The 22,991-nt window shown below is 67.7% G+C and carries 24 protein-coding genes and 3 tRNA genes; 11 read left to right on the forward strand and 16 right to left on the reverse strand.

Annotated features, from left to right (window positions below):
- The first annotated feature begins 123 nt into the window (after positions 1 to 123).
- A complete protein-coding gene (locus tag ACGFY5_RS36890) occupies positions 124 to 819 on the forward strand; it encodes a LuxR C-terminal-related transcriptional regulator (RefSeq protein WP_392729055.1) in 696 nt (231 codons plus the stop codon).
- Here the strand turns inward: ACGFY5_RS36890 and ACGFY5_RS36895 are convergent.
- Both ACGFY5_RS36895 and ACGFY5_RS36900 read right to left on the reverse strand, forming a co-directional pair.
- Positions 816 to 1,493, reverse strand: coding sequence for a L,D-transpeptidase (locus ACGFY5_RS36895; protein ID WP_392727920.1), 678 nt, complete (start codon positions 1,491 to 1,493; stop codon positions 816 to 818). The two genes, ACGFY5_RS36890 and ACGFY5_RS36895, sit on opposite strands and share 4 nt — an antisense overlap.
- A gap of 47 nt (positions 1,494 to 1,540) precedes the next feature.
- Positions 1,541 to 2,422, reverse strand: coding sequence for a phosphotransferase (locus ACGFY5_RS36900; protein WP_392727923.1), 882 nt, complete (start codon positions 2,420 to 2,422; stop codon positions 1,541 to 1,543).
- 61 nt (positions 2,423 to 2,483) lie between these two features.
- On the opposite strand from ACGFY5_RS36900, the gene ACGFY5_RS36905 reads away from it, so the two are divergent.
- The gene (locus tag ACGFY5_RS36905) at positions 2,484 to 3,461 is read left to right on the forward strand and encodes a TIGR03557 family F420-dependent LLM class oxidoreductase (protein ID WP_392727925.1); all 978 of its coding nucleotides are present in this window, start codon (positions 2,484 to 2,486) and stop codon (positions 3,459 to 3,461) included.
- A gap of 312 nt (positions 3,462 to 3,773) precedes the next feature.
- Here the strand turns inward: ACGFY5_RS36905 and ACGFY5_RS36910 are convergent.
- Positions 3,774 to 3,859, reverse strand: a tRNA-Leu gene (locus ACGFY5_RS36910).
- Positions 3,860 to 3,931: 72 nt separating this feature from the next.
- Between ACGFY5_RS36910 and ACGFY5_RS36915 the strand changes: the two genes are divergently transcribed.
- Genes ACGFY5_RS36915 through pknB form a run of 6 tightly spaced genes read left to right on the forward strand, consistent with a single transcriptional unit; the run spans position 3,932 to position 11,628 of the window.
- Entirely contained in the window at positions 3,932 to 4,801 is an 870-nt protein-coding gene (locus ACGFY5_RS36915; RefSeq protein ID WP_392727928.1) for an FhaA domain-containing protein, read from the forward strand.
- Entirely contained in the window at positions 4,801 to 5,334 is a 534-nt protein-coding gene (locus tag ACGFY5_RS36920) for an FHA domain-containing protein (protein ID WP_392727931.1), read from the forward strand. Before ACGFY5_RS36915 ends, ACGFY5_RS36920 begins: the two co-directional genes overlap by 1 nt.
- A gap of 55 nt (positions 5,335 to 5,389) precedes the next feature.
- Positions 5,390 to 6,829 carry a PP2C family protein-serine/threonine phosphatase gene (locus tag ACGFY5_RS36925; RefSeq protein WP_392727933.1) on the forward strand — a complete coding sequence of 480 codons (1,440 nt, stop codon included), beginning with the start codon at positions 5,390 to 5,392 and terminating at the stop codon, positions 6,827 to 6,829.
- Entirely contained in the window at positions 6,826 to 8,307 is a 1,482-nt protein-coding gene (locus tag ACGFY5_RS36930) for an FtsW/RodA/SpoVE family cell cycle protein (RefSeq protein WP_392727936.1), read from the forward strand. Before ACGFY5_RS36925 ends, ACGFY5_RS36930 begins: the two co-directional genes overlap by 4 nt.
- Positions 8,304 to 9,758 carry a peptidoglycan D,D-transpeptidase FtsI family protein gene (locus ACGFY5_RS36935; RefSeq protein ID WP_392727939.1) on the forward strand — a complete coding sequence of 485 codons (1,455 nt, stop codon included), beginning with the start codon at positions 8,304 to 8,306 and terminating at the stop codon, positions 9,756 to 9,758. The genes ACGFY5_RS36930 and ACGFY5_RS36935 overlap by 4 nt, the downstream gene beginning before the upstream one ends.
- 46 nt (positions 9,759 to 9,804) lie before the next feature.
- Complete coding sequence (pknB, locus tag ACGFY5_RS36940; protein WP_392727941.1) at positions 9,805 to 11,628, forward strand: Stk1 family PASTA domain-containing Ser/Thr kinase; 1,824 nt, start codon at positions 9,805 to 9,807, stop codon at positions 11,626 to 11,628.
- A gap of 71 nt (positions 11,629 to 11,699) precedes the next feature.
- Here the strand turns inward: pknB and ACGFY5_RS36945 are convergent, their stop codons facing one another.
- Genes ACGFY5_RS36945 through ACGFY5_RS36960 form a run of 4 tightly spaced genes read right to left on the reverse strand, consistent with a single transcriptional unit; the run spans position 11,700 to position 14,064 of the window.
- Positions 11,700 to 12,365 (reverse strand): aminodeoxychorismate/anthranilate synthase component II, encoded by a 666-nt coding sequence (locus ACGFY5_RS36945; RefSeq protein WP_392727944.1) that lies wholly within the window; start codon positions 12,363 to 12,365, stop codon positions 11,700 to 11,702.
- 12 nt (positions 12,366 to 12,377) lie between these two features.
- On the reverse strand, positions 12,378 to 12,620 hold the full coding sequence (locus ACGFY5_RS36950) for a hypothetical protein (RefSeq protein ID WP_392727946.1): 243 nt from the start codon (positions 12,618 to 12,620) through the stop codon (positions 12,378 to 12,380).
- 2 nt (positions 12,621 to 12,622) lie between these two features.
- Positions 12,623 to 13,366, reverse strand: a complete 744-nt coding sequence (locus tag ACGFY5_RS36955; RefSeq protein ID WP_392727949.1) for a class E sortase — start codon at positions 13,364 to 13,366, stop codon at positions 12,623 to 12,625.
- The gene (locus ACGFY5_RS36960; protein WP_392727951.1) at positions 13,267 to 14,064 is read right to left on the reverse strand and encodes a DUF881 domain-containing protein; all 798 of its coding nucleotides are present in this window, start codon (positions 14,062 to 14,064) and stop codon (positions 13,267 to 13,269) included. The genes ACGFY5_RS36955 and ACGFY5_RS36960 overlap by 100 nt, the downstream gene beginning before the upstream one ends.
- 66 nt (positions 14,065 to 14,130) lie before the next feature.
- Here ACGFY5_RS36960 and ACGFY5_RS36965 point away from each other — a divergent pair, with 66 nt between their 5' ends.
- The gene (locus ACGFY5_RS36965) at positions 14,131 to 14,400 is read left to right on the forward strand and encodes a cell division protein CrgA (RefSeq protein ID WP_392727953.1); all 270 of its coding nucleotides are present in this window, start codon (positions 14,131 to 14,133) and stop codon (positions 14,398 to 14,400) included.
- A gap of 112 nt (positions 14,401 to 14,512) precedes the next feature.
- Positions 14,513 to 14,923 (forward strand): PH domain-containing protein, encoded by a 411-nt coding sequence (locus tag ACGFY5_RS36970; protein ID WP_392727956.1) that lies wholly within the window; start codon positions 14,513 to 14,515, stop codon positions 14,921 to 14,923.
- Here the strand turns inward: ACGFY5_RS36970 and ACGFY5_RS36975 are convergent.
- Both ACGFY5_RS36975 and ACGFY5_RS36980 read right to left on the reverse strand, forming a co-directional pair.
- Positions 14,920 to 15,855, reverse strand: a complete 936-nt coding sequence (locus ACGFY5_RS36975; RefSeq protein WP_392727959.1) for a rhomboid family intramembrane serine protease — start codon at positions 15,853 to 15,855, stop codon at positions 14,920 to 14,922. The genes ACGFY5_RS36970 and ACGFY5_RS36975 overlap by 4 nt on opposite strands.
- 79 nt (positions 15,856 to 15,934) lie before the next feature.
- Positions 15,935 to 16,459, reverse strand: a complete 525-nt coding sequence (locus ACGFY5_RS36980; RefSeq protein WP_344653183.1) for a peptidylprolyl isomerase — start codon at positions 16,457 to 16,459, stop codon at positions 15,935 to 15,937.
- Between the two features lie 103 nt (positions 16,460 to 16,562).
- Between ACGFY5_RS36980 and ACGFY5_RS36985 the strand changes: the two genes are divergently transcribed.
- Positions 16,563 to 17,300 (forward strand): hypothetical protein, encoded by a 738-nt coding sequence (locus tag ACGFY5_RS36985; RefSeq protein ID WP_392727961.1) that lies wholly within the window; start codon positions 16,563 to 16,565, stop codon positions 17,298 to 17,300.
- Between the two features lie 70 nt (positions 17,301 to 17,370).
- Here ACGFY5_RS36985 and ACGFY5_RS36990 read toward each other — a convergent pair whose 3' ends face one another.
- From ACGFY5_RS36990 to ACGFY5_RS37020, 7 genes are all read right to left on the reverse strand, one after another.
- Positions 17,371 to 18,471: a magnesium and cobalt transport protein CorA gene (locus tag ACGFY5_RS36990; RefSeq protein ID WP_392727963.1), complete on the reverse strand. Its 1,101-nt coding sequence runs from the start codon at positions 18,469 to 18,471 to the stop codon at positions 17,371 to 17,373.
- A 396-nt stretch (positions 18,472 to 18,867) separates the two neighbouring features.
- Entirely contained in the window at positions 18,868 to 19,155 is a 288-nt protein-coding gene (locus ACGFY5_RS36995; protein WP_392727965.1) for a hypothetical protein, read from the reverse strand.
- 18 nt (positions 19,156 to 19,173) lie between these two features.
- Positions 19,174 to 20,856, reverse strand: coding sequence for a sodium:solute symporter family protein (locus ACGFY5_RS37000; RefSeq protein WP_392727967.1), 1,683 nt, complete (start codon positions 20,854 to 20,856; stop codon positions 19,174 to 19,176).
- A 119-nt stretch (positions 20,857 to 20,975) separates the two neighbouring features.
- Positions 20,976 to 22,082 carry an LCP family protein gene (locus ACGFY5_RS37005; RefSeq protein WP_392727970.1) on the reverse strand — a complete coding sequence of 369 codons (1,107 nt, stop codon included), beginning with the start codon at positions 22,080 to 22,082 and terminating at the stop codon, positions 20,976 to 20,978.
- Between the two features lie 545 nt (positions 22,083 to 22,627).
- Positions 22,628 to 22,700: transfer RNA gene (locus tag ACGFY5_RS37010), tRNA-Ala, on the reverse strand.
- A gap of 45 nt (positions 22,701 to 22,745) precedes the next feature.
- The gene (locus tag ACGFY5_RS37015; protein ID WP_345731705.1) at positions 22,746 to 22,874 is read right to left on the reverse strand and encodes a DLW-39 family protein; all 129 of its coding nucleotides are present in this window, start codon (positions 22,872 to 22,874) and stop codon (positions 22,746 to 22,748) included.
- A 40-nt stretch (positions 22,875 to 22,914) separates the two neighbouring features.
- Positions 22,915 to 22,991 (reverse strand) — tRNA-Ile (locus tag ACGFY5_RS37020).

A 22,991-nucleotide genomic window follows, 5' to 3' on the forward strand; every position in this document is an offset into this window, starting at 1 on the left:
TAACGCGACACGACCGATAAGTACCAGATAGTGGGGCGAAGTACGGTCAGATGGCCTCCCAATGTGGTACGCATCGGACGGCGAAAACGATCAGACGGGGGTGACCCAATCGCTGCGCCGGTGATGCCACGCACCCGGCCCGCAGAGCGCTACCGAGCCCGGATCGCGGTGGTCGGTGGCGATCGGGATCCGGGACTGCACCGGGCGGCGGGTCTCCTCGAGTCCGAACCGAACTTCGACGTACTGACCGATCACGTGGCCGGCCGCGAACGGCTCGCGCTGCTCGACCGCGCCCAGCCGGACGTCGTCCTGGTGGGGCGGTTCCCGGGTCGACCGGACCTGACCGCGTTGATGTCCCGCGAAGTGATGGACGCCTCCGGGCGGCCGAGCCGACTGATCGCGCTGGCGTCCGGGCCTCCGGACGCCGAGCTGCGGGCCGTGCTCCGCGCCGGGGCGATCGGCTTCCTCCGCGCCGACGCGAGGCGAAGCACCGTGCTCGAGCTCATGCTGCGCGCGGCCGAGGGCGCGGTGCCCAGCAGCCCGGCCGCGGTGAACACGCTCGCGACGGCGTTCGCCGCACCGCCGCGCCAGCCCGGGTCGGGCGCGCGGCTGAGCCAGCTCACCCGGCGCGAGCGTGACGTCCTGCGTCTGGTCGCCAAGGGGTTGTCGAACGGGGAGATCGCGGCCGCGCTGGTGGTGACCACGAGCACGGTGAAGACCCACATGAACGCAATCCTCGGCAAGCTCGGGCTCCGCGACCGGGTGCAGGCGACCGTGTTCGCCTACGAGAGCGGCCTGGTGCGCCCAGGTGGACCCTAGGTGCCGGTTTTGCGGCCGAAGATCCGCACCGGGGTGCCGCGCTTGGTGTACGCATACAGCGCCGTGGCGTCGGCCGGGAGCAGGTTGATGCACCCGTGCGAGCCCGGCGATCCCGGGTCGTAGAGCCAGGTCGTCGTCTGGTGGAAGCCCATGTCGCGGTAGAAGCGCTGCCAGTACGGCAGCTTGACCTTGAAGTACGACGAGATCGTGCTGATCTTCTTGTCCTGGATCTTGAACGAACCCGTCGGCGTGATCAGGCCGACGCGGCCGGTGCGGATCGGCACCGGCCCGTGGATCCGCTTGCCGGACCGCGTGACCCACATCACCTGGTGAGTCAGGTCGACGCAGACCCGGATGCCCGCCGAGTACCCGCACGACCCGAGCGACGCGTTGCTCAGCCGGCTGACGACGCTCGACGTGAGCGGACCGGCGTAACCGGCAGTGGGCCGGATGTCCATTCGCCGCTGAAACTTCTGGACGGCGATGCAGTCGGCGTAGCTCGCCTTCCCGTCGACGGGTAACCCGAGATACCGCTCGAGCTGACGCTGCGCCGGTCCGGTCCGCGGCGAGCAGCCGGCGGCCTGGGCGGTCGACGGGAGCAGCGCGCCGAGGGCCGCGCCGACGAGCACCACGGCGGCCGACAGGGCGGCCCAACGCAAAGACCAGCGGTTCATCGTTGTGAAGTATCGGAAGCGAGCTAACGCCGTCAACCAGAGAGTCATCAACTGGTCACTCGGCGAATTCGTTCCCGCACATCGGCCCAGGCTTCGGTCAGGCGCGCCCGGCGGGCGACACCGACGTCGTCGGTGCGGTGCTGGTACGAGCGGCGCTCCCGGCCGAGCAGCAACGCGAGGTTGACCAGGAACGGGGCCACGGTGGCCGGTCCTCCGTCGTCGACCAGGTCTTCGATGGCCCGCCGCGGACCGTGCAGTTCACCGAGCAGCACCCACAGCGCGGCCAGGTCGAACCCGGCCAGGTAGAGGCCGGCCGTCGCCCAGTCGAGGAACACGAATCCGTCCCGGGTGAGCAGGATGTTGTCCAGTTCCGGGTCGCCGTGGGCCAGCTCCCAGTGCCCGGCCGAGCGGCGCGCCAGCTCGGCCACCGCGGCGCGGTCGACGTCGTCGAACATGCCCTGACGCCGGGCGCGGTCGATCCGCGGCGTGTAGTTGACGATCCAGGACTGCCCGACGGGTGGCTGCCACTTGCCCAGCTGCCGTAACTCGGTGAGCGCTCCGGCGAGCTCGGTGGGCGGGATCGAGGCGGTCGGGTGCCGCTCGCGCGCCAGCGGCCGCCCGAAGACACGTTCGAGGAGCAGGACGCCACGCTCGGCGTCGGCGGCGAGGAGCTGCGGGGTGCGTACCGGCGGCGGCACGGTCTCGAACAGCCGGTAGGCCTCGAGTTCACGCAGGAAGTGCTCCCGCCAGAACGGGGAACTGCCGGCCAGGACCTTCGCCACCACCGGGTGCAGGTCGACCGAGCCGGCGATCACGAACGACGTCGAACTGCGGTGCAGGACCGCACCGGGCACGAACCGGGGACACACCTCGTAGACGAGGCCCAGCAGGGCATCGTCCGAGACCGGCTCGGCGTCCGTGAACAACATCGGGACCGACCCTACCGACGCAGGTCGGCGTAGTGGGGCAGAGCGCGGGTAACGCCGCGCCATGGTGAATTTCGGTTACACGCTCATGTGCGAACAGGCCGGCCCGACCGCGTTGGTGAGCCACGCGCGCCGCGCCGAAGAGTCCGGCTTCGACTTCGAGGTCATCAGCGACCACTACAACCCCTGGCTGGCAGCCCAGGGCCACGCGCCGAACGCCTGGTCCGTGCTCGGCGCGGTCAGCCAGGTCACCGAGCGGGTGCCGCTGATGACGTACGTCACCTGCCCCACCGTCCGGTACCACCCGGCGGTGATCGCGCAGAACGCCGCGACGACCGGGCTGCTCTCCGACGGTCGGTTCTGGCTCGGCCTCGGCGCCGGGGAGAACCTCAACGAGCACGTCGTCGGGCGGGGTTGGCCGCCGGCGAACATCCGTCACGAGATGCTCAGCGAGGCCGTCGACATCATTGCCGCGCTGTTCACCGGCGAGTACGTCAACTACGTCGGTGAGCACTTCCGGGTCGACTCGGCCAAGCTCTGGGACACCCCCGAGGCACCGCCGCCGATCGGGATCGCGGTCTCGGGCAAGCAGTCGGCCGAGCTGGCCGCCGAGAACGCGGACTTCCTCATCGCGGTGGAGCCGGTCGGCGACCTGATCGACCAGTTCGAGCGGGAGAGCGGCAAGAAGAACGCTCCCAAGGTCGGTCAGCTGCCGATCTGCTTCGACGCCGACCGGGACGCCGCGATCGCCAGGGCGCACGAGCAGTTCCGCTGGTTCGGCAACGGCTGGAAGGTCAATGCCGAGCTGCCCGGCCCGGCAGGATTCGAGGGTGCGACCCAGTTCGTCCGTAAGGAAGACGTTGCTGAATCGATTCCGTGCGGAGCGGACCCGGCGGCGATCGTGGAGGCCGCCCGCCCGTACGTCGACGCCGGCTTCACCCACCTCGCGTTCGTGCAGATCGGCGGCGACCACCAGGAGGGCTTCCTCGACTGGTCGGAGAAGGAGTTGCTCCCCGCCCTGCGAGACGGCTTCCGAGCCTGACCGCGGCCCGAGTGTGGCGCAGATGACACTTTCTGGGCTGGAAGGGGATGCGCGGGGGCGATTCGAGCGCAACGATTTCGACACCGAACGGCGCTGGTAGTAGCGTTCCGCGCTCCGAGGTCGAGCGATGAGGGGATGCTATGAGAACCGCCGGAACGACCGGGGTGGCCACGGTCACCCATGGCCGCTTTCCGTCGGTGACCAGGGCAGCCATCTCTGGTGTCGGATCACGGACGCTCGCGGAACAGGTGCCTACCAAAACGAATTCGGCCCCGCCTGGCCCTGTTGGGCCGGCGAGGCCGGAGTTGATTCTGGTGGGCAAGGGGGGAGTTGAACCCCCACGTCCTTTCGGACACACGGACCTGAACCGTGCGCGTCTGCCATTCCGCCACTTGCCCGGCTGAAGACTTGGGAACTCTAACACGTGCCGGATGCTCCCCTCTCGGGGGTTCGCGGCGGCCGATACGATCATGCCGAACCGAGGACAGGAGGAACCGGTGGGCGTTCTGCAGCGCTTCGAGAAGAGGTTGGAGAACCTCGTCGAGGGGGCGTTCGCCAAGGTCTTCAAGGGAGTCGTGCATCCCGTGGAGATCGCTAGCGCGATGCAGCGCGAGGCGGATGCGCACAAGTCCATCTTGGGCGGTGGGCGCACACTGGTTCCCAACCGCTACATCATCGATCTCAGTCCGAGCGACCACGACCGGCTGGCCCAGTACGCGGCCCCGCTGGCGCAGGAGCTCGCCCAGGCCCAGGCCGAGTACATCGGTGAACAGGGCTGGACGGTGTACGGCGACGTCATCGTCGAGATCGAGCGTGGAGATGGCCTCGACACGGGGATGTTCCGGATTGCCGCCGAGGTCTACACCGGTGGCGTCGAACCGGCACACAACCCGAACCCGTACCAGAATCCGCCGCCGCAGGGGTACAACATGCCCCCGCAGGGCGGCGGTCTGCCGCCGGTCAGCGGCCCGCCCGGGTATGGCAACCCGGTCAGTGGTCCGCCCGGATACGGCAACCCGGTCAGCGGCCCGCCCGGTCCGCAGGGCGGGTACGGCGCCAGGCAGGCCCGGCTGATCACGTCCGACGGCCGGCAGTTCACGATCGTGATCGGCTCGACCGTGATCGGCCGTGGCGAGGGCGCCCAGGTGCGCCTGGCCGACGTCGGCATCTCCCGGCAGCACGCCCGCGTCGACTTCGACGGCTCCCGGGTGGTGCTCACCGACCTGAGCTCCACCAACGGCACCACGGTCAACGGGAACCGGATCAACGCGGCGGCGCTCCAGCACGGCGATGTCGTGCAGCTCGGAACGACGTCGCTCACGTTCCGGCTGGATGGCTGATGCCGGAAGTCGTACTCGCGGTCGCCCGGTTCGGCTTTCTCGCGCTGCTCTGGGTGTTCGTGTTCGCCGTCGTCGGAGTGATCCGGCGTGACCTGACCGGGGCCCGTCAGCCCCGGCTGGTCGCGACGCCCCGCGGTGTGCCGTTGGCACCCGCCGGGCGTCCGGCGGCAGCACAGAGCAAGCCAGGGCGGGCGAAGCGCGGAATCTTCGGCTCCGGTGGTGGCGGCGGAGGCGGCGCGGGTGTCCCGCGCACGCTCGTCGTCACCGAAGGAGCGCTGACCGGGACGCGGATCACTTTGGGTGATTCACCGATCACCCTCGGCCGTGCGGATGACTCGACGTTGGTGCTCAACGACGACTATGCGTCAGCGCAGCATGCACGTCTGGTGCCGCGTGCGGGCGAGTGGCTGATCGAAGACCTGGGGTCGACCAACGGCACGTATCTTGGCCCAACCAAGATCTCGGCCCCGACCCCCGTCCCCCTGGGCGCGCCGATCCGGATCGGCCGCACGTCGATCGAGTTGCGCTCATGAGCCAGCGAAGCGAGCGAAGCATGCACCTTTGGCACCTCCTCAGCGAGGATCGCGAATGAGCCTCACGCTGCGCTACGCGGCAAAGTCCGACCGTGGTCTCATCCGGGAAGGGAATGAAGACTCGGTCTACGCCGGTCCGCGGCTGCTCGCGGTCGCCGACGGCATGGGCGGCATGGCCGCCGGTGAGGTGGCGTCGAACATCGTCGTCAGGGCATTGGAACCGCTCGACGAGGACGTGTCCGCGCAGGACCTGGTCGACGCGCTCCGCGGGGCGATCGGCCATGCCAACCAACAGCTCCGCGACGCGGTGGACGCCAACCCGGCCCTCGAGGGCATGGGCACCACGCTCACGGCGCTGTTGTTCAGCGGGACGCGGCTCGCGCTCGCGCACGTCGGCGACTCCCGGGCCTACGTGCTGCGCAACAACGAGTTGCACCAGATCACCCGCGACGACACGTACGTCCAGATGCTGGTCGACGAGGGTCGGATCACCGCGGACGAGGCCAACACCCACCCGCAGCGCTCGCTGCTCACCCGTGCCCTGGACGGGCGCGAGGTCGAGCCGGAGTTCTCGGTTCGGGAAGCCCGGCCCGGCGACCGCTACCTGCTGTGCAGTGACGGGCTCTCCAGCGTCGTCTCCATGGAGACGATCGAGGACGCCATGCGGATCGACGACCCGGCGCAGGTCGCCAACCGGTTGATCCAGCTGGCGCTGCGGGGCGGCGGTCCGGACAACATCACCGTGATCGTGGCCGACATCCTCGACGACCGGCTGGCGGACAACGCCCCGGTCGTGGGCGGTGCCGCAGCCCGCGACCGCACCACGTCGGCCACTGCCGACACCGCGGCCGGTCGGGCGGCGCTGGCGGCTCCGCCGCGTCCCACCCTCGACGACAACAACTACGGCGTCGAGGAAGAGACCGGCGAGAAGGAGAGCGGCGGTCGCCACCGCCGCCGCACCACCGCACTGCTGACCGTGCTCGCCCTGGCGGCGCTCGCTGCCGGCGGGTACGCCGCCTGGCACTACACCCAGCAGCAGTACTACGTAGGAACGACCGATGCCGGACACGTTGCGATATACCGCGGCGTGTCCGGCTCGCTCGCCGGCCTGGAGTTCTCCACTCTGCAGTCCGACACCGACCTGCGCGTCGACGACCTCCTGCAGGTCGCCCGCGAGTCGGTGGAGCAGACGATCCCGGCCGAAAACCGTCAGGACGCTTACACGATCGTGGACAACCTCCGGCAGGGCCAGGTCCTCCCGTGGTGTCACGGCGATGCCACGCCGACACCCACACCGTCGGTGACCCCGTCGATTTCTTCCTCGCCCTCGGCGAACCCGAGCGAGAGCACGAGCCCCAGCACGAGCCCGACGCCGTCGAGCAGCGCCTCCGCGTCGCCGAGTGCCCCGGCCGCCTCTGCTTCCCGGCCGGCCGGAGACGTTCTTGCCGCTGGTGAGACCGACAAGCCCGGCGAGAATTGTCGGGTGGCCCGGTGACGGCTTCGGCCGCTCCCCGCCCCACCGGCGGCTCCGACCCCGCACTCACCAGTGTGATCGGGCGGCCGGACCGACCGCTGGCCAACAACCAACGCAACACCGAACTCTTCCTGCTGATCGTTTCGCTGGTCGTGGTGACCGGCATGTCGATCGCGGTGCAGGCCTCGGTGCTAGGCGAGATCAGCGGCAACGCGTTCGCGCTGCCCGGCCTGATCGCGATCCTGTTCTTCGGCGCGCACATGGCCGTGCGGGTCCTCGCGCCGTACGCCGACCCGCTGATCCTGCCCGCCGTGGCCACGATCAACGGAATCAGCGTCGTCTTCATCCGGCGTCTCGACCTGGGCCGGCTCACCCCCGATGAGCGGCTCGCCGCCGGCGTGCTCAGCGGCGAGGGCAGCGAGGCCTTCAAGCAGTACATCTGGTTGACGGTGGCGCTGCTGGGCTTCGTCGCCCTGCTCTTCCTCGTGCGCGACCACCGCTCGCTCGCGCGGTTCGGCTACATCGCGCTGTTCACCGGCCTCGTGCTGGTGATGCTCCCCGCGGTGCTGCCGTCGTCGCTGAGCGAGATCAACGGCGCGAAGCTCTGGATCATCATTCCGGGGCTCGGTCAGATCCAGCCCGGTGAGTTCGCGAAGATCGCGCTGCTGCTGTACTTCGCGCGCAGCCTGGTCGACAACCGCGACTTCCTGCAGATCGTCGGCAAGTACCAGACGCTGAAGGCCACCCCCGGCTTCCTGTTCCGCGCCTACGCGCCGATCATCGGCGCCTGGCTGGTCAGCCTCGGCATCCTGGTCTTCGAGAAGGACCTCGGTTCGTCGCTGCTGTACTTCGGCCTGTTCCTGGTGATGCTCTACGTCGCCACGAACAGCTGGCGCTGGCTGGTGATCGGCCTGCTGCTGTTCATGGCCGGCGCCTACTCGGCGTTCCTGGTGGTCAGTCGCGTGCAGCTACGCGTCAACGTGTGGCTGCACCCGTTCGACGACCCGTTCAACACCGGCTACCAGATCGTGCAGTCGCTGCTCGCGCTCGGCAGCGGTGGCCTGTTCGGGTCCGGGCCGGGCGCGGGCTCGCCGAACCTGCTCAGCCTCTACGCCAGCACCGACTTCGTGTTCGCGGCGATCGGCGAGGAGATCGGGCTGTTCGGCCTCACCGCGCTGCTGATGCTCTACGCGCTGATCGCGTCCCGCGGCATCCGCGCCGGCCTCGACGTCCGGGATTCCTACGGCAAGCTGCTCGCCGGTGGTCTGGCGTTCTCGATCACCTTGCAGACGTTCGTCATCGTGGGCGGCGTGACGAAGTTGATCCCGCTGACCGGTCTGACGACGCCGTTCCTGGCGTACGGAGGTTCGTCGCTGGTCGCCAACTGGCTGATCGTGGCCCTGCTGATCCGGATCTCGGACGCAGGTCGGCGTCCGGCCAAGGTGAAGGCTCCGCCGCTCCAGCTGCGGGACGCGCCGACTGAGGTGGTCAAGCTGTGAACGCTCCGCTTCGACGTGTAGCGGTCGCGGTTTTCGTGCTGTTCGCACTGCTCTTCGTCAACCTGAACTACGTCCAGGTGGTCAAAGGTGACGACTACCGCACCAGCGATCTGAACGAGCGGGTCCGGATCTCCAGCTACGAGCGCCCACGCGGGCTGATAATGGTGGAGGACCAGGCGATCGCCGAGTCCGTCGAGACCGACGGGCGCTACAAATACCAGCGCAAGTACCCGCAGGGCGAGCTGTACTCGCACGTCACCGGGTACCAGTCGATGATCTACGGCAACAGCGACCTGGAAGCCGCCGAGAACGAAGACCTCTCCGGCGAGTCCGACAAGCTGTTCGTCCGGCGGATCACCGACATGATCACCGGCAAGAAGAGCAAGGGCGCGAACGTCATCCTGACGCTCGACAAGGAAGTCCAAGCGGCCACCGCGGACGCCCTGGAAGGCGAGAAGGGCTCGGCGATCGCGCTGGACCCGAAGACCGGCGAGATCCTGTCGCTGGTCTCCAACCCGGCATACGACCCGAACCCCTTCGCGGCACACACCGACCAGCCGCAGAAGGACGCCTGGAAGAAGCTCAACGGAGACAGCGTCAACAAGCCGCTGCTCAACCGGGCGCTCCGCCAGACCTACCCGCCGGGCTCGACGTTCAAGGTCGTCATGGCGTCGGCCCTCACCGAAGAGGGCTACACGGCCGACACGCAGGTCGACGCGCCGAACCAGTACACCGCGCCGCAGACCACGAAGTACATCGAGAACTTCCACGGTGAGCAGTGCGGCAACGGCGTCCAGGTGACGCTGGAGTTCGCGCTCCAGGAGTCCTGCAACACGGTGTTCGCCAAGCTCGGCGTCGAGAAGCTCAAAGCGGAGAAGATCAAGGCCAAGGCCAAGGAGTTCGGCTTCGGGGACGCGGACCTACAGGTTCCGCTCGACGTCGTGGCCAGCCAGACCGGCGACATGCCGGACGACCCCGCGGTGGCCCAGTCCAGCATCGGCCAGCGTGACGTCCGGATGACGCCGCTGCAGGGCGCGATGATCGCCGCGGCCGTCGCCAACAACGGCAAGCTGATGACGCCGTATCTGGTCAAGAAAGTCGAGGCCGCCGACTACACGACGCTCTCGACGACCCGACAGCGGGAGCTCTCCGCTCCGCTGAACGACTCGAACGCCGCCGAAGTCCAGAAGATGATGCGGGCGGTCGTCGAAAACGGCACCGGACAGCGCGCCCAGATCGACGGGGCCGATGTCGGTGGTAAGACCGGTACGGCCGAGGACGGCGACGAGCGCCAGGACCACGCGTGGTTCATCGGTTATGCGATCGTCGACGGACAGCCGGTGGCCGCGGTCGCGGTGGTACTGGAGAACGCCGGCACGTCCAGCAGTTCGTCCGCGGCCATCGCCGGGACGATCATGAAGTCGATCATCGAACAGCGAGCGAACCGATGATCCGCACCGAGGGTCCACGCGGGCCCGCGATACCGAGGACGAGGCGATGACCGAGGCCCGCCTGTTTGGCGGCAGGTACGAGATCGGCCATGTGCTGGGCTACGGCGGTATGGCCGAGGTCCACATGGGCCGCGACCACCGGCTCGGCCGGGACGTGGCGATCAAGGTCCTGCGGTCCGACCTTGCCCGTGACCCCGGCTTCCAAGCGCGGTTCCGCCGCGAGGCCCAGAACGCGGCGGCGCTCAACCACCCGGCGATCGTGTCGGTCTACGACACCGGCGAGGACCACTCCAGCCGGGACGGCGTGGCGGTGCCGTACATCGTCATGGAGTACGTCGAAGGCCACACGCTCAAGGAGGTGCTGACCGCCGAGGGGCGGCTGGTGCCCCAGCGTGCGCTGGAGATCGTCGCCGACGTCTGCGCCGCACTGGACTTCAGCCACCGGCACGGCATCATCCACCGGGACATCAAGCCCGGAAACGTGATGCTGACGCCGCAGGGCGCGGTCAAGGTGATGGACTTCGGCATCGCCAGGGCCATCACCAGCGCGTCGTCGCAGATGACCGCGACGTCAGCCGTGATCGGCACCGCCCAGTACCTCTCGCCGGAACAGGCACGCGGCGAGACCGTCGATGCGCGGTCGGACGTCTACTCGACCGGCTGCCTGCTGTACGAGCTGATGGTCGGCGAGCCGCCGTTCACCGGTGACAACCCGGTTTCGGTGGCCTATCAGCATGTCCGCGAAGACCCGATTCCGCCGAGCCAGCGGAACCCCGAGGTCAGCGCGGTGATCGACTCGATCGTGCTCAAGTCGATGGCGAAGAACCCCGCTCAGCGGTACCAGAGCGCCGGTGAGATGCGGGCCGACCTGCTGCGCGCCGCAGCCGGTCGTCCGGTCGCGGCCGGGCCGATCCCGGCGGGCAACGAGCGCACCGCGGTGCTGGGAGGCGGCGGAGCGACCCGCGTCGTCCCGAGCGCCGGCGGGTACTCGACGTCGGTCGGCACCGCCGTTGGCAACGGTGCGGGAAGGCGACGCGGCGCCACCGTCGCGGTCGGGATCCTCGCGGTGGTCGCGCTGATCGCCGTGGTCGCGTTCGCCGCCAGCAAGCTCGGGGGCGGCGGCGGCACGGACGTCACGGTCTCCGACGTCGTGGGAGCGAACCAGGTCTCGGCGACGCGGGAACTCCAGGGCCAGGGTCTGAAGGTCTCGCCCCGCACCGTGCCGAGCGACGTCGGTCAGAAGGGCAAGGTCGTCGAGCAGAACCCGGCCGCCGGCGAGACCGCGAAGCAGGGCGACACCGTCGAGATCTCGATCGGCGGCGGCCCCGGCGAGGTCGACGTGCCCGACCTGAAGGGCCTCGACGAGGACGGCGCCAAACAACGTCTGGAGCAGGCCAAGCTCCAGTACAAGATCGAGGACGACGAGGAGAGCGACCTGCCCGAGGGCAAGGTCACCAGGCAGAACCCGGCCGCCGGGAAGAAGCTGCCGGAGAACGGCACGGTGACGGTCTACATCTCGAAGGCCAACCTCGCGCTGGTGCCCGACGTCGCGGGGCTGACCTACAACGACGCCAAGAAGAAGCTCGAGAACGCGGGCCTCAAGGCGGCGCGCAACGACGTGGCGTCCGACAAGCCGGCCAACACCGTGATCTCGCAGTCCGTGGCCCAGAACACGCGCCAGAGTCGCGGCACCACGGTCACGCTCCAGGTGTCCACCGGCCCGGAGGCCTCCGAGTCCCCGGACCCGGAGAACCCGTCGCCGAGTGACGACGACGAGCCGAGCGAGCCCACGGAGCCGACCGAGAGCACTGGAGCAACGGCGTCGACGGGACCGACCCCGCGGATCGGAACCAACTCACTGACGCGCTAGCACCCCAAAGGGCCCGACTGCACCTGCAGTCGGGCCCTTTCGCGTCTCTACGGCCTTCTCAGGACCGCTCGTTACGCATACGCGGCGAGGCGACGCTGCTCGACCTGGTCGACGAGCGCCGTCGAGCGGTCGACGGCGCCGGCGTCGCCACACGCGCCCAGCCAGTTGGCGAGCATGCGGTGCCCCCCTTGCGTGAGCACCGACTCGGGGTGGAACTGGACGCCCTCGATCTGAAGCTCGCGGTGGCGCATCGCCATCACGACGCCGGACGGCGTGCGCCCGGTGGTCTCGATCTCGGCCGGCAGCGTGTCCTCGACGACCGCGAGCGAGTGGTAGCGCGTCGCGGTGAACGGGTCGGGTAGACCGGCCAGCACGCCGACGTCGGCGTGGTGCACCTCGCTGGTCTTGCCGTGCAGCAGCTCGGGCGCCCGGTTGACGGTGGCGCCGTAGGCCACGCCGATCGCCTGGTGCCCCAGGCAGACGCCGAACAGCGGCACCTGACCGCCGAGCTTCTCGACCATCTGGATGCAGACGCCGGCGTCCTCCGGCGCGCCGGGGCCCGGTGAGAGCAGCACCCCGTCGACCGGGGCGCCGTCGACGTCGCCGTCGAGCACCTCCGCCGGCTGCACCGCGTCGTTACGTCGGACGACGCACTCGGCACCGAGTTGGCCCAGGTACTGCACCAGGTTGTAGACGAACGAGTCGTAGTTGTCGACTACCAGGATCCGTGGGCTCACGCCACGATTGTGTCATCCACCCGCAGTGGTCGGCGCTCCCGTTTTCGTGGGCGCAGTTGCTGGAGCGGTCGGGTTGTTCTCGTCGACGGTCTGGCCCGTGCCGTCCACGGTGACGTCCCCGAAGGGCAGCAACGGCTCCGCCCACGGGAACACCTTGAACCAGAGCGCCCAGCCCACGACGCCGAGCAGGATCAGCGCGCACAGCGACTTGAGCGCGGCGTTGCCGGGCAGGTGGTCCCAGATCCATCCGTACACGTCTACTGAACCTCGGGGGGCTTTCCGGCGGTGTGGGGCTGGGTCTTGGTCTGCTCGGCCCAGATGATCAGCCGCTCGTAGTTGTCCCACTTCGGGTTGCACGTCGTCAGCGTGAGCATCTTGGCGGTGGCTTTCTGCCCGGGGTTCACCGGGTTGGAGCTCACGACCGAGACCTGCGTCGGCAGCGTGATGAAGTTCTTCTTGACCGAGTACACGTACCAGTCGGTTTGGGTCTCGAGGACGATCGTGTCGCCGTTCTTGAGCTTGTCCAGGTCCCAGAAGATCGACGGCATGCGGTGGCCCGCGATGGCGAAGTTGCCGACTTCGTTCGGCATCTGGCTGTCCGGGTAGTGCCCGGGCGCGAGCTTGATGTCGTCGGGGTCGACGCCCTCGACGACCACCCACTTCTTGTCGAGCTTGGGGATGTAGAGGCGGGCGACGGCCTGGCCCGGCAGCGCCTCCGTGGGCGCCGCGGAGTTGCCCGGCGTCGGCCCGGCGGCCCACTGCTGGTCGAGCTGGGCGTTCAGCCGGTCCTGGTCGGCGTTGACCTGGTACGCCTTGCCGTAGACCTCATAGGCGGCGAACATCAGCACGACGAGGCCCAGGGTGATCAGGACCTCGCCGAAGGTGCGGATCGAGCTGCGGATCAGCGACTCGGGCTCGTGGCGTGCGTCAGCCCCGTCGGCCCGTCGTACGCCGGCAGCGTTACGACCTGCGGGTCTCCGACTGTGTATCCCAGGTTCCACGCGGACGCCGCTTGGCGGAACAGCGACACCCCTGGCGACGTGTCTAGGGCGCCCCGCATCGACGAGACGTTGCCAATCGCGGTTATCACGAACGCCGGCGAGAACGTTCTCCCGTGGAGCAGAAGGGTGTTGCCCACGCACCGCACGGCGCTGGTGGAGATCACGCGGATCCCCATGATCGTCATAGCTTCCGCGCCACCCGCCCATAGTGCGTTCACCACCGCCTGCACATCCTGTTGGTGCACGACCACGTCGTCCGCGTTGGCGCCGGGCGGGAGTATCCCGCCCGGCCGACGCGGCGCGTCGTCGAGCTTGACCGTGAGCGACGGTCCGCGAACCTTTCCGAGTCCTGCGGGCCCGGTTAGTGCGTCGACTTCCCCCTGCGGGCCTTTCAGGCGGGCGTCGGTGCGTGTGTGGGAGCGCGTTGCCTCATCAACTGAACGACGCAAATCAGCGGCGCGGCGTTCAGATGTTGCGACCTCAGTGTTACCGCGTCGAATCAACTCTGCGAGTTGATCGCGGCGTCCGCCACGCAGATCGGAGCCTTGAGAGGTTTCGGCGCTGGTGGCGAAAAGTACTCCTGCCAGCAGCAATACGACGGGAAGAGCGATTCGCCAGCCCAGCGCGTGGCGCGTCGAGCCTGCGGAAGGCCGACTCGCCCGGTGACGCGGAGAACGCGAGCGCCGGATCGCCGCCACATCGCCTCCTCGTCGAGAGCCTTCGACGACTACGCTAACCCGGGAACCCCGTATCAGGAGAAACCCGTGCCGAAGTCACGCGTACGTCAGAAGAAGGTCTACAAGGCACCGGCCGACGTCCGGCCGAGCGCTGCAACCACCGCAAAGCGGGCGAAACCTAGCCCGCGGTGGGTACCCGGTGTGGCCGTCGGGCTCATCGTCGCCGGGATCGCGTGGCTGGTGACCTACTACATGACCCAGGGCGAGTACCCCATCGCCGAGCTGTCCGCCTGGAACCTGGCCATCGGTTTCAGCATGCTGGTGGCGAGCCTGGGCGTCTTCACCCAGTGGCGCTGAGGTCCCCGTCATCCACAGGTAGTCCCCTGAACGGGTCTCTTACCTGTGGATATTGTGGATAACTTCGGCGCATTGCGGTCAACGGGCGCGTCGGCCTGTGGATAACTCCGAAATGCTTCGGCAGTGGCGCGTCCCCGTCGCGGTACCGTCCGCGAAGCTCGTCGTGTCCGCCGTGCTGGTCGTCGCGACGGTGACGATCGCCCGTGATCTCGTCGGAGCGGTCCTCGGCCTGTTGGTCGCGGGTGCGATGGCCCTGTCCGGTCTCCGTGATCTGCTGGTGCCCGTGCGCCTGGCGGCCGACGACGAGGGCGTCACGGTCCGGTCCGGGCTCAGGGGACGGCATCGCTACCCGTGGTCCGTCATCGAGCGGATCCGGGTCGACGAGCGGCGTCGGCTGCTGGGCAGGTCGACGATGCTCGAGATCGACGTCGACGACGACCTGTACTTCCTGAGCCGTTACGAGCTGGGCGCGCACCCGGTCGAGGTGGCCGAGGAGCTGACGACGCTGCGGACGGGTCGTTAGAGCAACACGCCGAACGACGCTGTCCGGATCGCGATGAGGACTACCAGTGCCACCGCCACACCGCCCAGCGCGATCCACTGGAGCCGGGCGCGATGGGGCCCGGCCGGCAGGTAGGCCATCAGCGCACCCACTGCGGCACCGACGACGAAGCCGCCGATGTGTCCCCAGATGCTGATGTTGGCGACCACGAAGCCCAGGCTGAAGTTCAGGATGATCAGGAACACCAAGCCGCGCGGGTCGGCGCGCAGCCGGCGCAGGAAGAAGAACATCGCGCCGAGCAGACCGAAGATCGACGCCGAGGCGCCGGCCGAGGCGTCGTTCAACGGCGAGAACAGGTAGACGGCCACCGAGCCGCCGACTCCGGCGAACAGATAGAGCACCAGGAAGCGTCCCCGGCCCAGCAGGCGTTCGCACTCGCGCCCGAGTATCCAGAGGGCGTACATGTTGAAGGCCAGGTGGATCAGCCCGTAGTGGAGGAAGTCGGCGGTCAGCAGCCGCCAGAACTCACCCGCGGCGATGCCGCCCTGGACTTCGATGAAGCCGCCACCGTAGGCGGGGACCGCAGCACCCCACTCGGTCACGCCGGTGACCGCGCCGAAGATGACGAATCGGCCGAGCTGGCGGATCGAGATCTCGTTGGTGAGCACGGCCGCAGCCACCGTGAGCACCCAGGCGGCGATGTTGATGCCGATCAGCGCGCGGGTGACCGTTCCCTGCTCACCCGAGAGGCTTCCGCCGAAGACCGTCCGCGCGGGGATCGTCGTCTTGCGTCCCTCACGGACGCATTCCGGGCACTGGAATCCGACCGAGGCCGGCTGCATGCAATCCGGGCAGATCGGCCGGTCGCATCGGACGCACGTCACGTACGTACCGCGGTCCGGGTGCCGATAACACACCGGCGTGGCGGTGGTCTGCGAGGTCTCCTCGGTCACTGCCCATCCTCTGCATCGCCTTTGACACGCCGAACGGCGCGCCCGGGAAACAAGTTCCCGGGCGCGGCCCTACGTCAGATCAGCGCTGCTCGATCGTGACGCTCTCGATCACGGCGTCCTGTACCGGACGGTCACCGCGACCAGTCGGTGCCTGCGCGATCGCGTCGACGACCTTCTGGCTCTCGGCGTCGACGACCTCACCGAAGATGGTGTGCTTCCGGTTGAGGTGCGGCGTCTGCGCCACCGTGATGAAGAACTGCGAGCCGTTCGTGCCCGGCCCGGCGTTCGCCATCGCGAGCAGGTAGGGCTTGTTGAACACGAGGTCAGGGTGGAACTCGTCCTTGAACTGGTAACCCGGGCCACCGGTGCCGGTACCGAGCGGGTCACCACCCTGGATCATGAACCCGTCGATGACCCGGTGGAAGATCGTGCCGTCGTACAGCTTCCGCTGGCCACTCTCACCGGTGCGCGGATGCGTCCAGTTCTTGCTGCCTTCTGCCAGGCCCACGAAGTTGCGCACGGTCTCCGGCGCGTGGTTCGGGAACAGCTTGATCGTGATCGGCCCGAAATTCGTGTGCAGAGTGGCGTAAAGATCGTCGGCCACGGGGTAGTTCCTCTCTATCGTGTAGGGCCTATCCTGCCACGCTGGTACGAGCTTGGACCGACGTGCAGGATGGGGACATCGATACCCACACAGGAGGGGCAAGATGGTGTTCCGTCGCAAGAAGGCCTCGACGCTGGACCAGGCGTCGGCCAAGGCCAAGGAGATCGGTGCAGAGGTCGGGGCGGGGGTCGAGCACCTTCGCAACGCCGCTGTGGCGACCGCCGGGGCGGCACGGGACGCGGTCAAGCCGGCGGTCGGCAGCGCGCGGGACGCGCTCGGGCCGAAGGTCGACGCCGCGCGGGTAGCCGTCGCCCCGAAGGTGGAAGCCGCACGGGTGGCAGTCGCTCCGAAGCTCGAGTCCGCGCTCGGCACAGCCCGGGAGACGGTCGGCCCGCGGGTGGAATCGGCCCGCGACACGGCCGTCACCGCGGTGAAGCCGAAGGTCGACCAGGTTCTGGTCGCGCTCGCGCCGCTGGTCGCGGCCGCAGTGGAGGCGCAGACGACGTCCAAGAAGCAGGTCAAGAAGTCTGCGAAGAAGTTCGAGAAGCAGACTCGCGGCCAGCGCAAGGAGGCCGCGAAGCGGGCTCGTGAGACCGCTCTGGCGCTGCGTGGTCAGCGGCGTCGGCGGTGGCCGTGGATGCTGGGCGCGCTCGCGGCCGGTACCGCGGTCGGTGCCGGTGTGGCCCTCGCCGCGCGGCGCAACCGCCGCCCGGAGTGGGAGGAGTACGACCTGGTCGAGCCGGACACCCGTACCACGGTGAAGGTGACCACCGACCCGGCAACGGCCGACACCACGACGACCGACACCACTACGTCGGCGGCTGACAGCACTCGCAGCTGAGTGCTTGCTCGAACGGCGAGGGGCCCGCGACCGATCGGTCGCGGGCCCCTCGCCGTTCGGAGCGACTCGTTCAGAGCCACTCGGATTTCTTGAACAATCGATAGAGCCCTGCCATCAGCAGAAAAATGATGAACAGCACGAGCGGATAGCCGAACCGCCAGGTCAGCTCCGGCATGTACTCGAAATTCATGCCGTACACGCCGGCGACGGCAGTCGGCACGATGCCGATCGCCGCGTACGCCGAAATCTTCCGCATGTCGTTGTTCTGCTGGATACCGGCCTGCGCCAGGCTCGCCTGCAAGATCGAGTTCAGCAGGTCGTCGAAGCTCGCGATCTGGTCGACGACGCGGCTGTGGTGGTCGGCGACGTCCCGGATGTACCGGCGGATCTCCTGCGGCACGCTGAGCACCGCACCGCTCACCAGGCTCTCCAGCGGCCGCGCCAGTGGCAGCACGGCCCGCTTGAGCTCCACGACCTCGCGCTTGAGCCGGTAGATCCGCGGGATGTCGACGTTCGAGCTGTCGAAGACGCTGGCTTCCATCTCGTCGATGTCGTCCTCGATCGCGTCGACGACCTCGACGTACCGGTCGACGATCTGGTCGACCACGGCGTGGAACACCGCCCACGGCCCCTGCCGGACCAGGTCGGGACGCTGCTCGAGGTTCGCCCGCACACCACGCAGACGGCAGGCGTCGCCGTGCCGCACGGTGACCGCGAACCGCTCGCCGAGGAACAGCATGACGTCGCCGGTCTCGACGACCTCGCTGGTGGCGGTGAGCTCGCCGCTGCGGATGTACCGCGCGGTCTTGATGACGACGAACGTGACGTCGGCATACCGCTCCACCTTCGGCCGGGCGAACGCGACGATGGTGTCCTCGACGGCGAGTTCGTGCAGACCGAACGTCTTCGCGACGTCGGCGAACTCGTCCGCGGTGACGTCGTGCAGGCCGAGCCAGACGAACGCGTTGTCGTTGCGCTTCGCGGACTCGAGGGCAGCGACGTAGTCCATTCGGCCGGCCTTGCGCTCACCGTCGATGTACAGGCCGCAGTCGACGATCGCGGAGCCGGGTGCGCGCGACGGGTGCGGGTCGGCCGCCGTCGTGGGCCCGTGGAGCGGGCGGGGTAGTACCTTGCCGAGCGTTCGGACCGGTGCGGCCAACGCTCGAGCCATCGGCCGCGATCGCTGCCGATCAGAAGGGTGTACCTCTGTGGGCCGGATTTCACTGTTGACCATGCCGTCACCTCCCGCTCGCGGGTTCACTGCGCCTTGCCCAACCGCCCAAGGATAGGCCGCTGTGACTCGGTACACGGCATGTACCCATTCAGCGACTGGATCGATCAAGTAGACTCGACGGTGTCCGGTAAAACTGATGTCGACCCCGCAGGGGAGAGTTAGATGCCCGTCCTGTTGGCCCCCGGCCGACTTACGGTCAACATGATCCGCACCGGCTTCGCGTCAGCCGCGCGCCGGTTCGACGAGTGGACGCTGCACGCGTTCAACGCGTAAGACGTCAGACGTCTTGACGCACGAAGGGGCGGCCCCATCCGGGCCGCCCCTTCGCCTGTCTTACGACTTGTCGTCAGCCTGCGACGACGCGGACGCCGGTGCGTCCGGGCGGAGCGGCCGCAGCCACGACCACAGCGCGAAGAGGGCGCCGAGCACGAACATTCCGAGGCCGGTCCACAGGTTGATCCGGATCCCGTCGGCCTTCTGGATTTCGGCGTCGGAGTCGAAGATCCCCAGCAGGATCAACACGACGCCGTAGAGCAGGAACAGGCCCGCGATCAACCACCGCAGGTCGAACAGACCGCGAGAAGCCGATTTGGCGTGCACCTCGTCGTCGGATTCGGACATGACGTATCGCCTCCTGACTCAGAGGAAAATGATCGACAGGACGGCGGTGATGCCGAGCGCGGTGAAACCGAGCACCTTCGGCGACTCCCACCAGCTGCGGACGTGCTGCGCGTCCGCCGCATCCGGGTTGTCCGGGTCGGGCACGCCCCACACCAGACCCTTCACCTCGTCGAGCGGCTTCGGCTTGGTGAGCATCGTGACGATCACCGTCACCACGACGTCGACGACGAACGCCGCGATCGCACCCCAGAAGTTCCGGCTCTGGGTCGACTCGATGAAAACGATCTCCGGGATACCGAGCTTGTTGTTCAGGCTCAGGTAGGCGAACACCGCTGCGGCGGTACCGGAGACCAGACCCCAGAAACCGGCCCACGCGGTCATCCGCTTCCAGAACACACCGACGATGAACGTCGCGAACAGCGGGGCGTTGAAGAACGAGAACAACGCCTGGACGTAGTTCATGATGTTCTCGAAGCCGGCGGCGATGAACGCGGTACCGATGCCGATCACGATGCCGATCACCGTGATGATGCGGCCGACCTGCAGGTAGTACCGGTCGGGCCGGTTCTTCGCGACGTACGGCCGCCACAGGTCGTAAGTGAAGACCGTGTTGAACGAGCTGACGTTGGCCGCCATACCGGCCATGAACGCGGCCAGCAGACCGGTCAGCGCGATCCCCAGGACGCCGTTGGGCAGAAACTTCGCCATCAGCTCCGGGATGGCGTCGTTGTAGGTGGGCCCACCCTCCTTGCCGAGCTGCGGAATGATCACCAGCGCCACCAGGCCCGGGATGATCGTCAGCGCGGGGATGAAGATCTTCGGGAACGCACCGATCAGCGGTGTGCGCTGGGCCGCGGACAGGTCCTTGGCGCTGAGCGCGCGCTGCACCTCCGCGAAGTTCGTCGTCCAGTACCCGAACGACAGCACGAAGCCCAGGCCGAAGATGATGCCGATCCAGTCGCCCAGCGGGTTCGTGGCGTTGCCGACCGCCGTGCCGCCCCACTGGCTGAACGCCGCGCTGCCGAGGTCGGTGTTCTCGCTGACCTTGTCCTTCAGACCGCCCCAGCCGCCGACCGACGAGAGGCCGACGACGACCAGCGGGATCAGGCCGGCGAGGATGACGAAGAACTGCAGTACCTCGGTGTAGATCGCACCGGAGAGGCCGCCGAGCGTGATGTAGATCAGAACGAACCCCGCGGAGACGAGGATCGCGATCCACAGCGGCCAGCCGAGCAGGCTCTGGATGATCAGGCCGAGCGCGTACAGGTTGACGCCGGCGGTGAGCACCGAAGCCACCGCGAACGACAGCGCGTTGAATGCGTGCGTCGGCGCGTTGAACCTCCGCCGGAGGTACTCCGGCACGCTGTGCACCCGCGTGCTGTAGTAGAACGGCATCAGCACCAGGCCGAGGAAGATCATCGCCGGCACGGCGCCGATCCAGTAGAAGTGCACCGTGGAGATGCCGTACTCGGCGCCGTTGGCGGCCATGCCGAGAATTTCCAGCGCACCGAGGTTCGCGGCGACGAACGCCAACCCCGTCACCCAGGCCGGTAGCGCGCGCCCCGAGAGGAAGAAGTCCTCACTGGTCGCCACCGCCCGCCGAGCGAGCAGACCGATCGCGATGACGATTGCGAAATAGATCCCGAGGATCGTGTAGTCGATCGCATTGACGTCGAGCGTGGCTGCAAGATCGGTCGTCATACGACCCAACCCCTTTCCGCTGGGGTCGGGCCGTTGGGGGCCTGAATTGGGTGCGGCGGCGCGGCCCAGCGGAGGGCTTGTACCCCAGGGTTATACTCCCGAACCCCGTTTTTCCGGAGCTACGAACACGCCCCGGCCTGTCCCGTGTTCGACGGTGGATTGGCCGCCATATAGGCGTCCATCGTGTCGTCCCGCATCGCTGCATACAGCTCTTCACCCTTGACCGGGTCGAGCTCGACCGAGCTACCCGCCGGCGTCTGCAGATCGTCGGTGAGGAACGGCAGCGTGGTGCAACGCAGGTTGTCGGGCCGCACGTTCTTCAGACCCAGCGCGAGGTCGGGCAGGTTCAGGTTCTCGTCGACGGTGACCGACTCGGCGACCGTGGAGAGCAGCTTGTCGAGCTTCTTCGGGTCGGTGATGACGCCCCGGGAGGTCATCTTCTTCGCGACCGCGAGGATGACGCGCTGCTGATTCTGCATTCGGCCGAAGTCGCCGCCGGGAACCGTCTTGCGCTGCCGCATGAAGTCCTGCGAGGCGTCAGGGGTGAGGAAGTTGCACCCTTTCTTCCACTTCCGCTCGGTGTGGATCGAGCTCATCGAGAAGGGGATGCAGACGGTGACGCCCCCGACGATCGACACGAGCTTCCGGACGCTGCTGAAGTCGAGGATGAACGCGCCGTTCAGCGTGACGTTGGTGAGCTGCTGGACCGTCTTCGCGGTCAGCGCCGGGCCGCCGAAGTTGTAGGCCGCGTTGATCTTGTCCTTGCCGCCCTGCCACTTGCCGTCGTCGGAAGCGGGGATGTCGACGTAGCTGTCCCGCGGAATCGAGACGATGTACGTCTTGGTCAGCGTCTTGTCGACGTGGGCGAGCATGATCGTGTCCGAGCGCAGGCCCTCGCTGGCGGCGAAGCTCGGGTCGTTCTTGCGGTCGTCCGACCCGAGGATCAGGAAGTTGAGCGGGCCCTCGGTGTATGTGGACTGCTTGTCCGAGAGGTCACCGAGGATGTCGGTGCGCTTCAGCTTGCTCTCGTAGCGGTACGTGACGCCGTAGGCCGCGGTCAGCGTCCCAGCGGCGAGCACGAGCAGCACCGCACCCAACGCGATGCAGGCCTTGGCCCACGGGGGCGCCTTCGGCTTCCGCGGCGGAAGCGTCGAAAAGCGGGCGGAGGCAGGACCGGGTGGTTCGGCCGGCGAGTCCGACCGCGCCTCCTGAAGGCCTACTGCCATCACGCTCCCTAGCGTCAGTCGCGCACCCGCCCGGGGATAGCGCGAGAAACAGCCAGAAGTGTAGGGGCGCCGAGCACGTCGTCACGCTGACCGCAGCACGGTCGGCGCGCCGAGCACCCGATTCCCGCCGCACCACAGTGGGCGGCTCCGGTGATTTCCGGCGACTTCCGGTCCAACGCCTGATTTCCAGCCCTCTGCCAGCGGATTTCGTCAGCCGGCAGGTATACCGCAACCAGTCGAAGGGGAGCATAGCCAAGCAACTGATGAAACTAGCCAGTGATCAGGAGACTGTGGATTGTTCCGTCCGAAGGGATGAGCCTCCAGTCACTCTCCGAAGCGGAAAGTAACCCAATGTAATGAGGTTCGGCCATTAATGCTGGTCGGTAAATGTACCGGTCGACCCATAACGCATTGCCCGAAGCAGGAACTGGGCATTTTCCGTTATTACGGGGATAAGGAACACGTGAACCAAAATAGGAACTGAAAAGACAAAAAACCGGGGCCGCGCTAGTTCGCGCAACCCCGGCTCGATGTCGGGCTCTACGTGGAGACGAGGGGAATCGAACCCCTAACCCCCGCCTTGCAAAGGCGGTGCTCTGCCAATTGAGCTACGTCCCCGTCACGCCGTGGGCGCTTCGTAAGACGCCGCAGCAGCGGGCTCGTTCAGCGGTGATCGGGCGCTGTGGTGGCCTCGTGCCAGAGCTCACGCTCATCGCTGGCTTCCTTGAACTTCTTGGCTGCCAGAACGGCGATACCCGCAACGGCTGCGAGTACGAGCGCCTTCTTCCACATGGAGAATTGCTCCCTTCTCCGCCCTCACCTCTGCGGGCGCTGGTGGGGCTAGCTGGAATCGAACCAGCGACCTCATCGTTATCAGCGATGCGCTCTAACCGACTGAGCTATAGCCCC

Source organism: Cryptosporangium sp. NPDC048952, assembly GCF_043197895.1.
Lineage (GTDB): Bacteria > Actinomycetota > Actinomycetes > Mycobacteriales > Cryptosporangiaceae > Cryptosporangium.

What these genes read in the sequence shown, in the direction of transcription:
- ACGFY5_RS36890 (WP_392729055.1), top strand. Translation starts at nt 124, where the DNA reads ATGCCACGCACCCGGCCCGCAGAGCGCTACCGAGCCCGGATCGCGGTG.
- ACGFY5_RS36895 (WP_392727920.1), bottom strand. Translation starts at nt 1,493, where the DNA reads ATGAACCGCTGGTCTTTGCGTTGGGCCGCCCTGTCGGCCGCCGTGGTG.
- ACGFY5_RS36900 (WP_392727923.1), bottom strand. Translation starts at nt 2,422, where the DNA reads ATGTTGTTCACGGACGCCGAGCCGGTCTCGGACGATGCCCTGCTGGGC.
- ACGFY5_RS36905 (WP_392727925.1), top strand. Translation starts at nt 2,484, where the DNA reads ATGGTGAATTTCGGTTACACGCTCATGTGCGAACAGGCCGGCCCGACC.
- ACGFY5_RS36915 (WP_392727928.1), top strand. Translation starts at nt 3,932, where the DNA reads ATGCCGAACCGAGGACAGGAGGAACCGGTGGGCGTTCTGCAGCGCTTC.
- ACGFY5_RS36920 (WP_392727931.1), top strand. Translation starts at nt 4,801, where the DNA reads ATGCCGGAAGTCGTACTCGCGGTCGCCCGGTTCGGCTTTCTCGCGCTG.
- ACGFY5_RS36925 (WP_392727933.1), top strand. Translation starts at nt 5,390, where the DNA reads ATGAGCCTCACGCTGCGCTACGCGGCAAAGTCCGACCGTGGTCTCATC.
- pknB (WP_392727941.1), top strand. Translation starts at nt 9,805, where the DNA reads ATGACCGAGGCCCGCCTGTTTGGCGGCAGGTACGAGATCGGCCATGTG.
- ACGFY5_RS36970 (WP_392727956.1), top strand. Translation starts at nt 14,513, where the DNA reads ATGCTTCGGCAGTGGCGCGTCCCCGTCGCGGTACCGTCCGCGAAGCTC.
- ACGFY5_RS36985 (WP_392727961.1), top strand. Translation starts at nt 16,563, where the DNA reads ATGGTGTTCCGTCGCAAGAAGGCCTCGACGCTGGACCAGGCGTCGGCC.
- ACGFY5_RS36990 (WP_392727963.1), bottom strand. Translation starts at nt 18,471, where the DNA reads ATGGCTCGAGCGTTGGCCGCACCGGTCCGAACGCTCGGCAAGGTACTA.
- ACGFY5_RS36995 (WP_392727965.1), bottom strand. Translation starts at nt 19,155, where the DNA reads ATGTCCGAATCCGACGACGAGGTGCACGCCAAATCGGCTTCTCGCGGT.
- ACGFY5_RS37000 (WP_392727967.1), bottom strand. Translation starts at nt 20,856, where the DNA reads ATGACGACCGATCTTGCAGCCACGCTCGACGTCAATGCGATCGACTAC.
- ACGFY5_RS37005 (WP_392727970.1), bottom strand. Translation starts at nt 22,082, where the DNA reads ATGGCAGTAGGCCTTCAGGAGGCGCGGTCGGACTCGCCGGCCGAACCA.
- ACGFY5_RS37015 (WP_345731705.1), bottom strand. Translation starts at nt 22,874, where the DNA reads ATGTGGAAGAAGGCGCTCGTACTCGCAGCCGTTGCGGGTATCGCCGTT.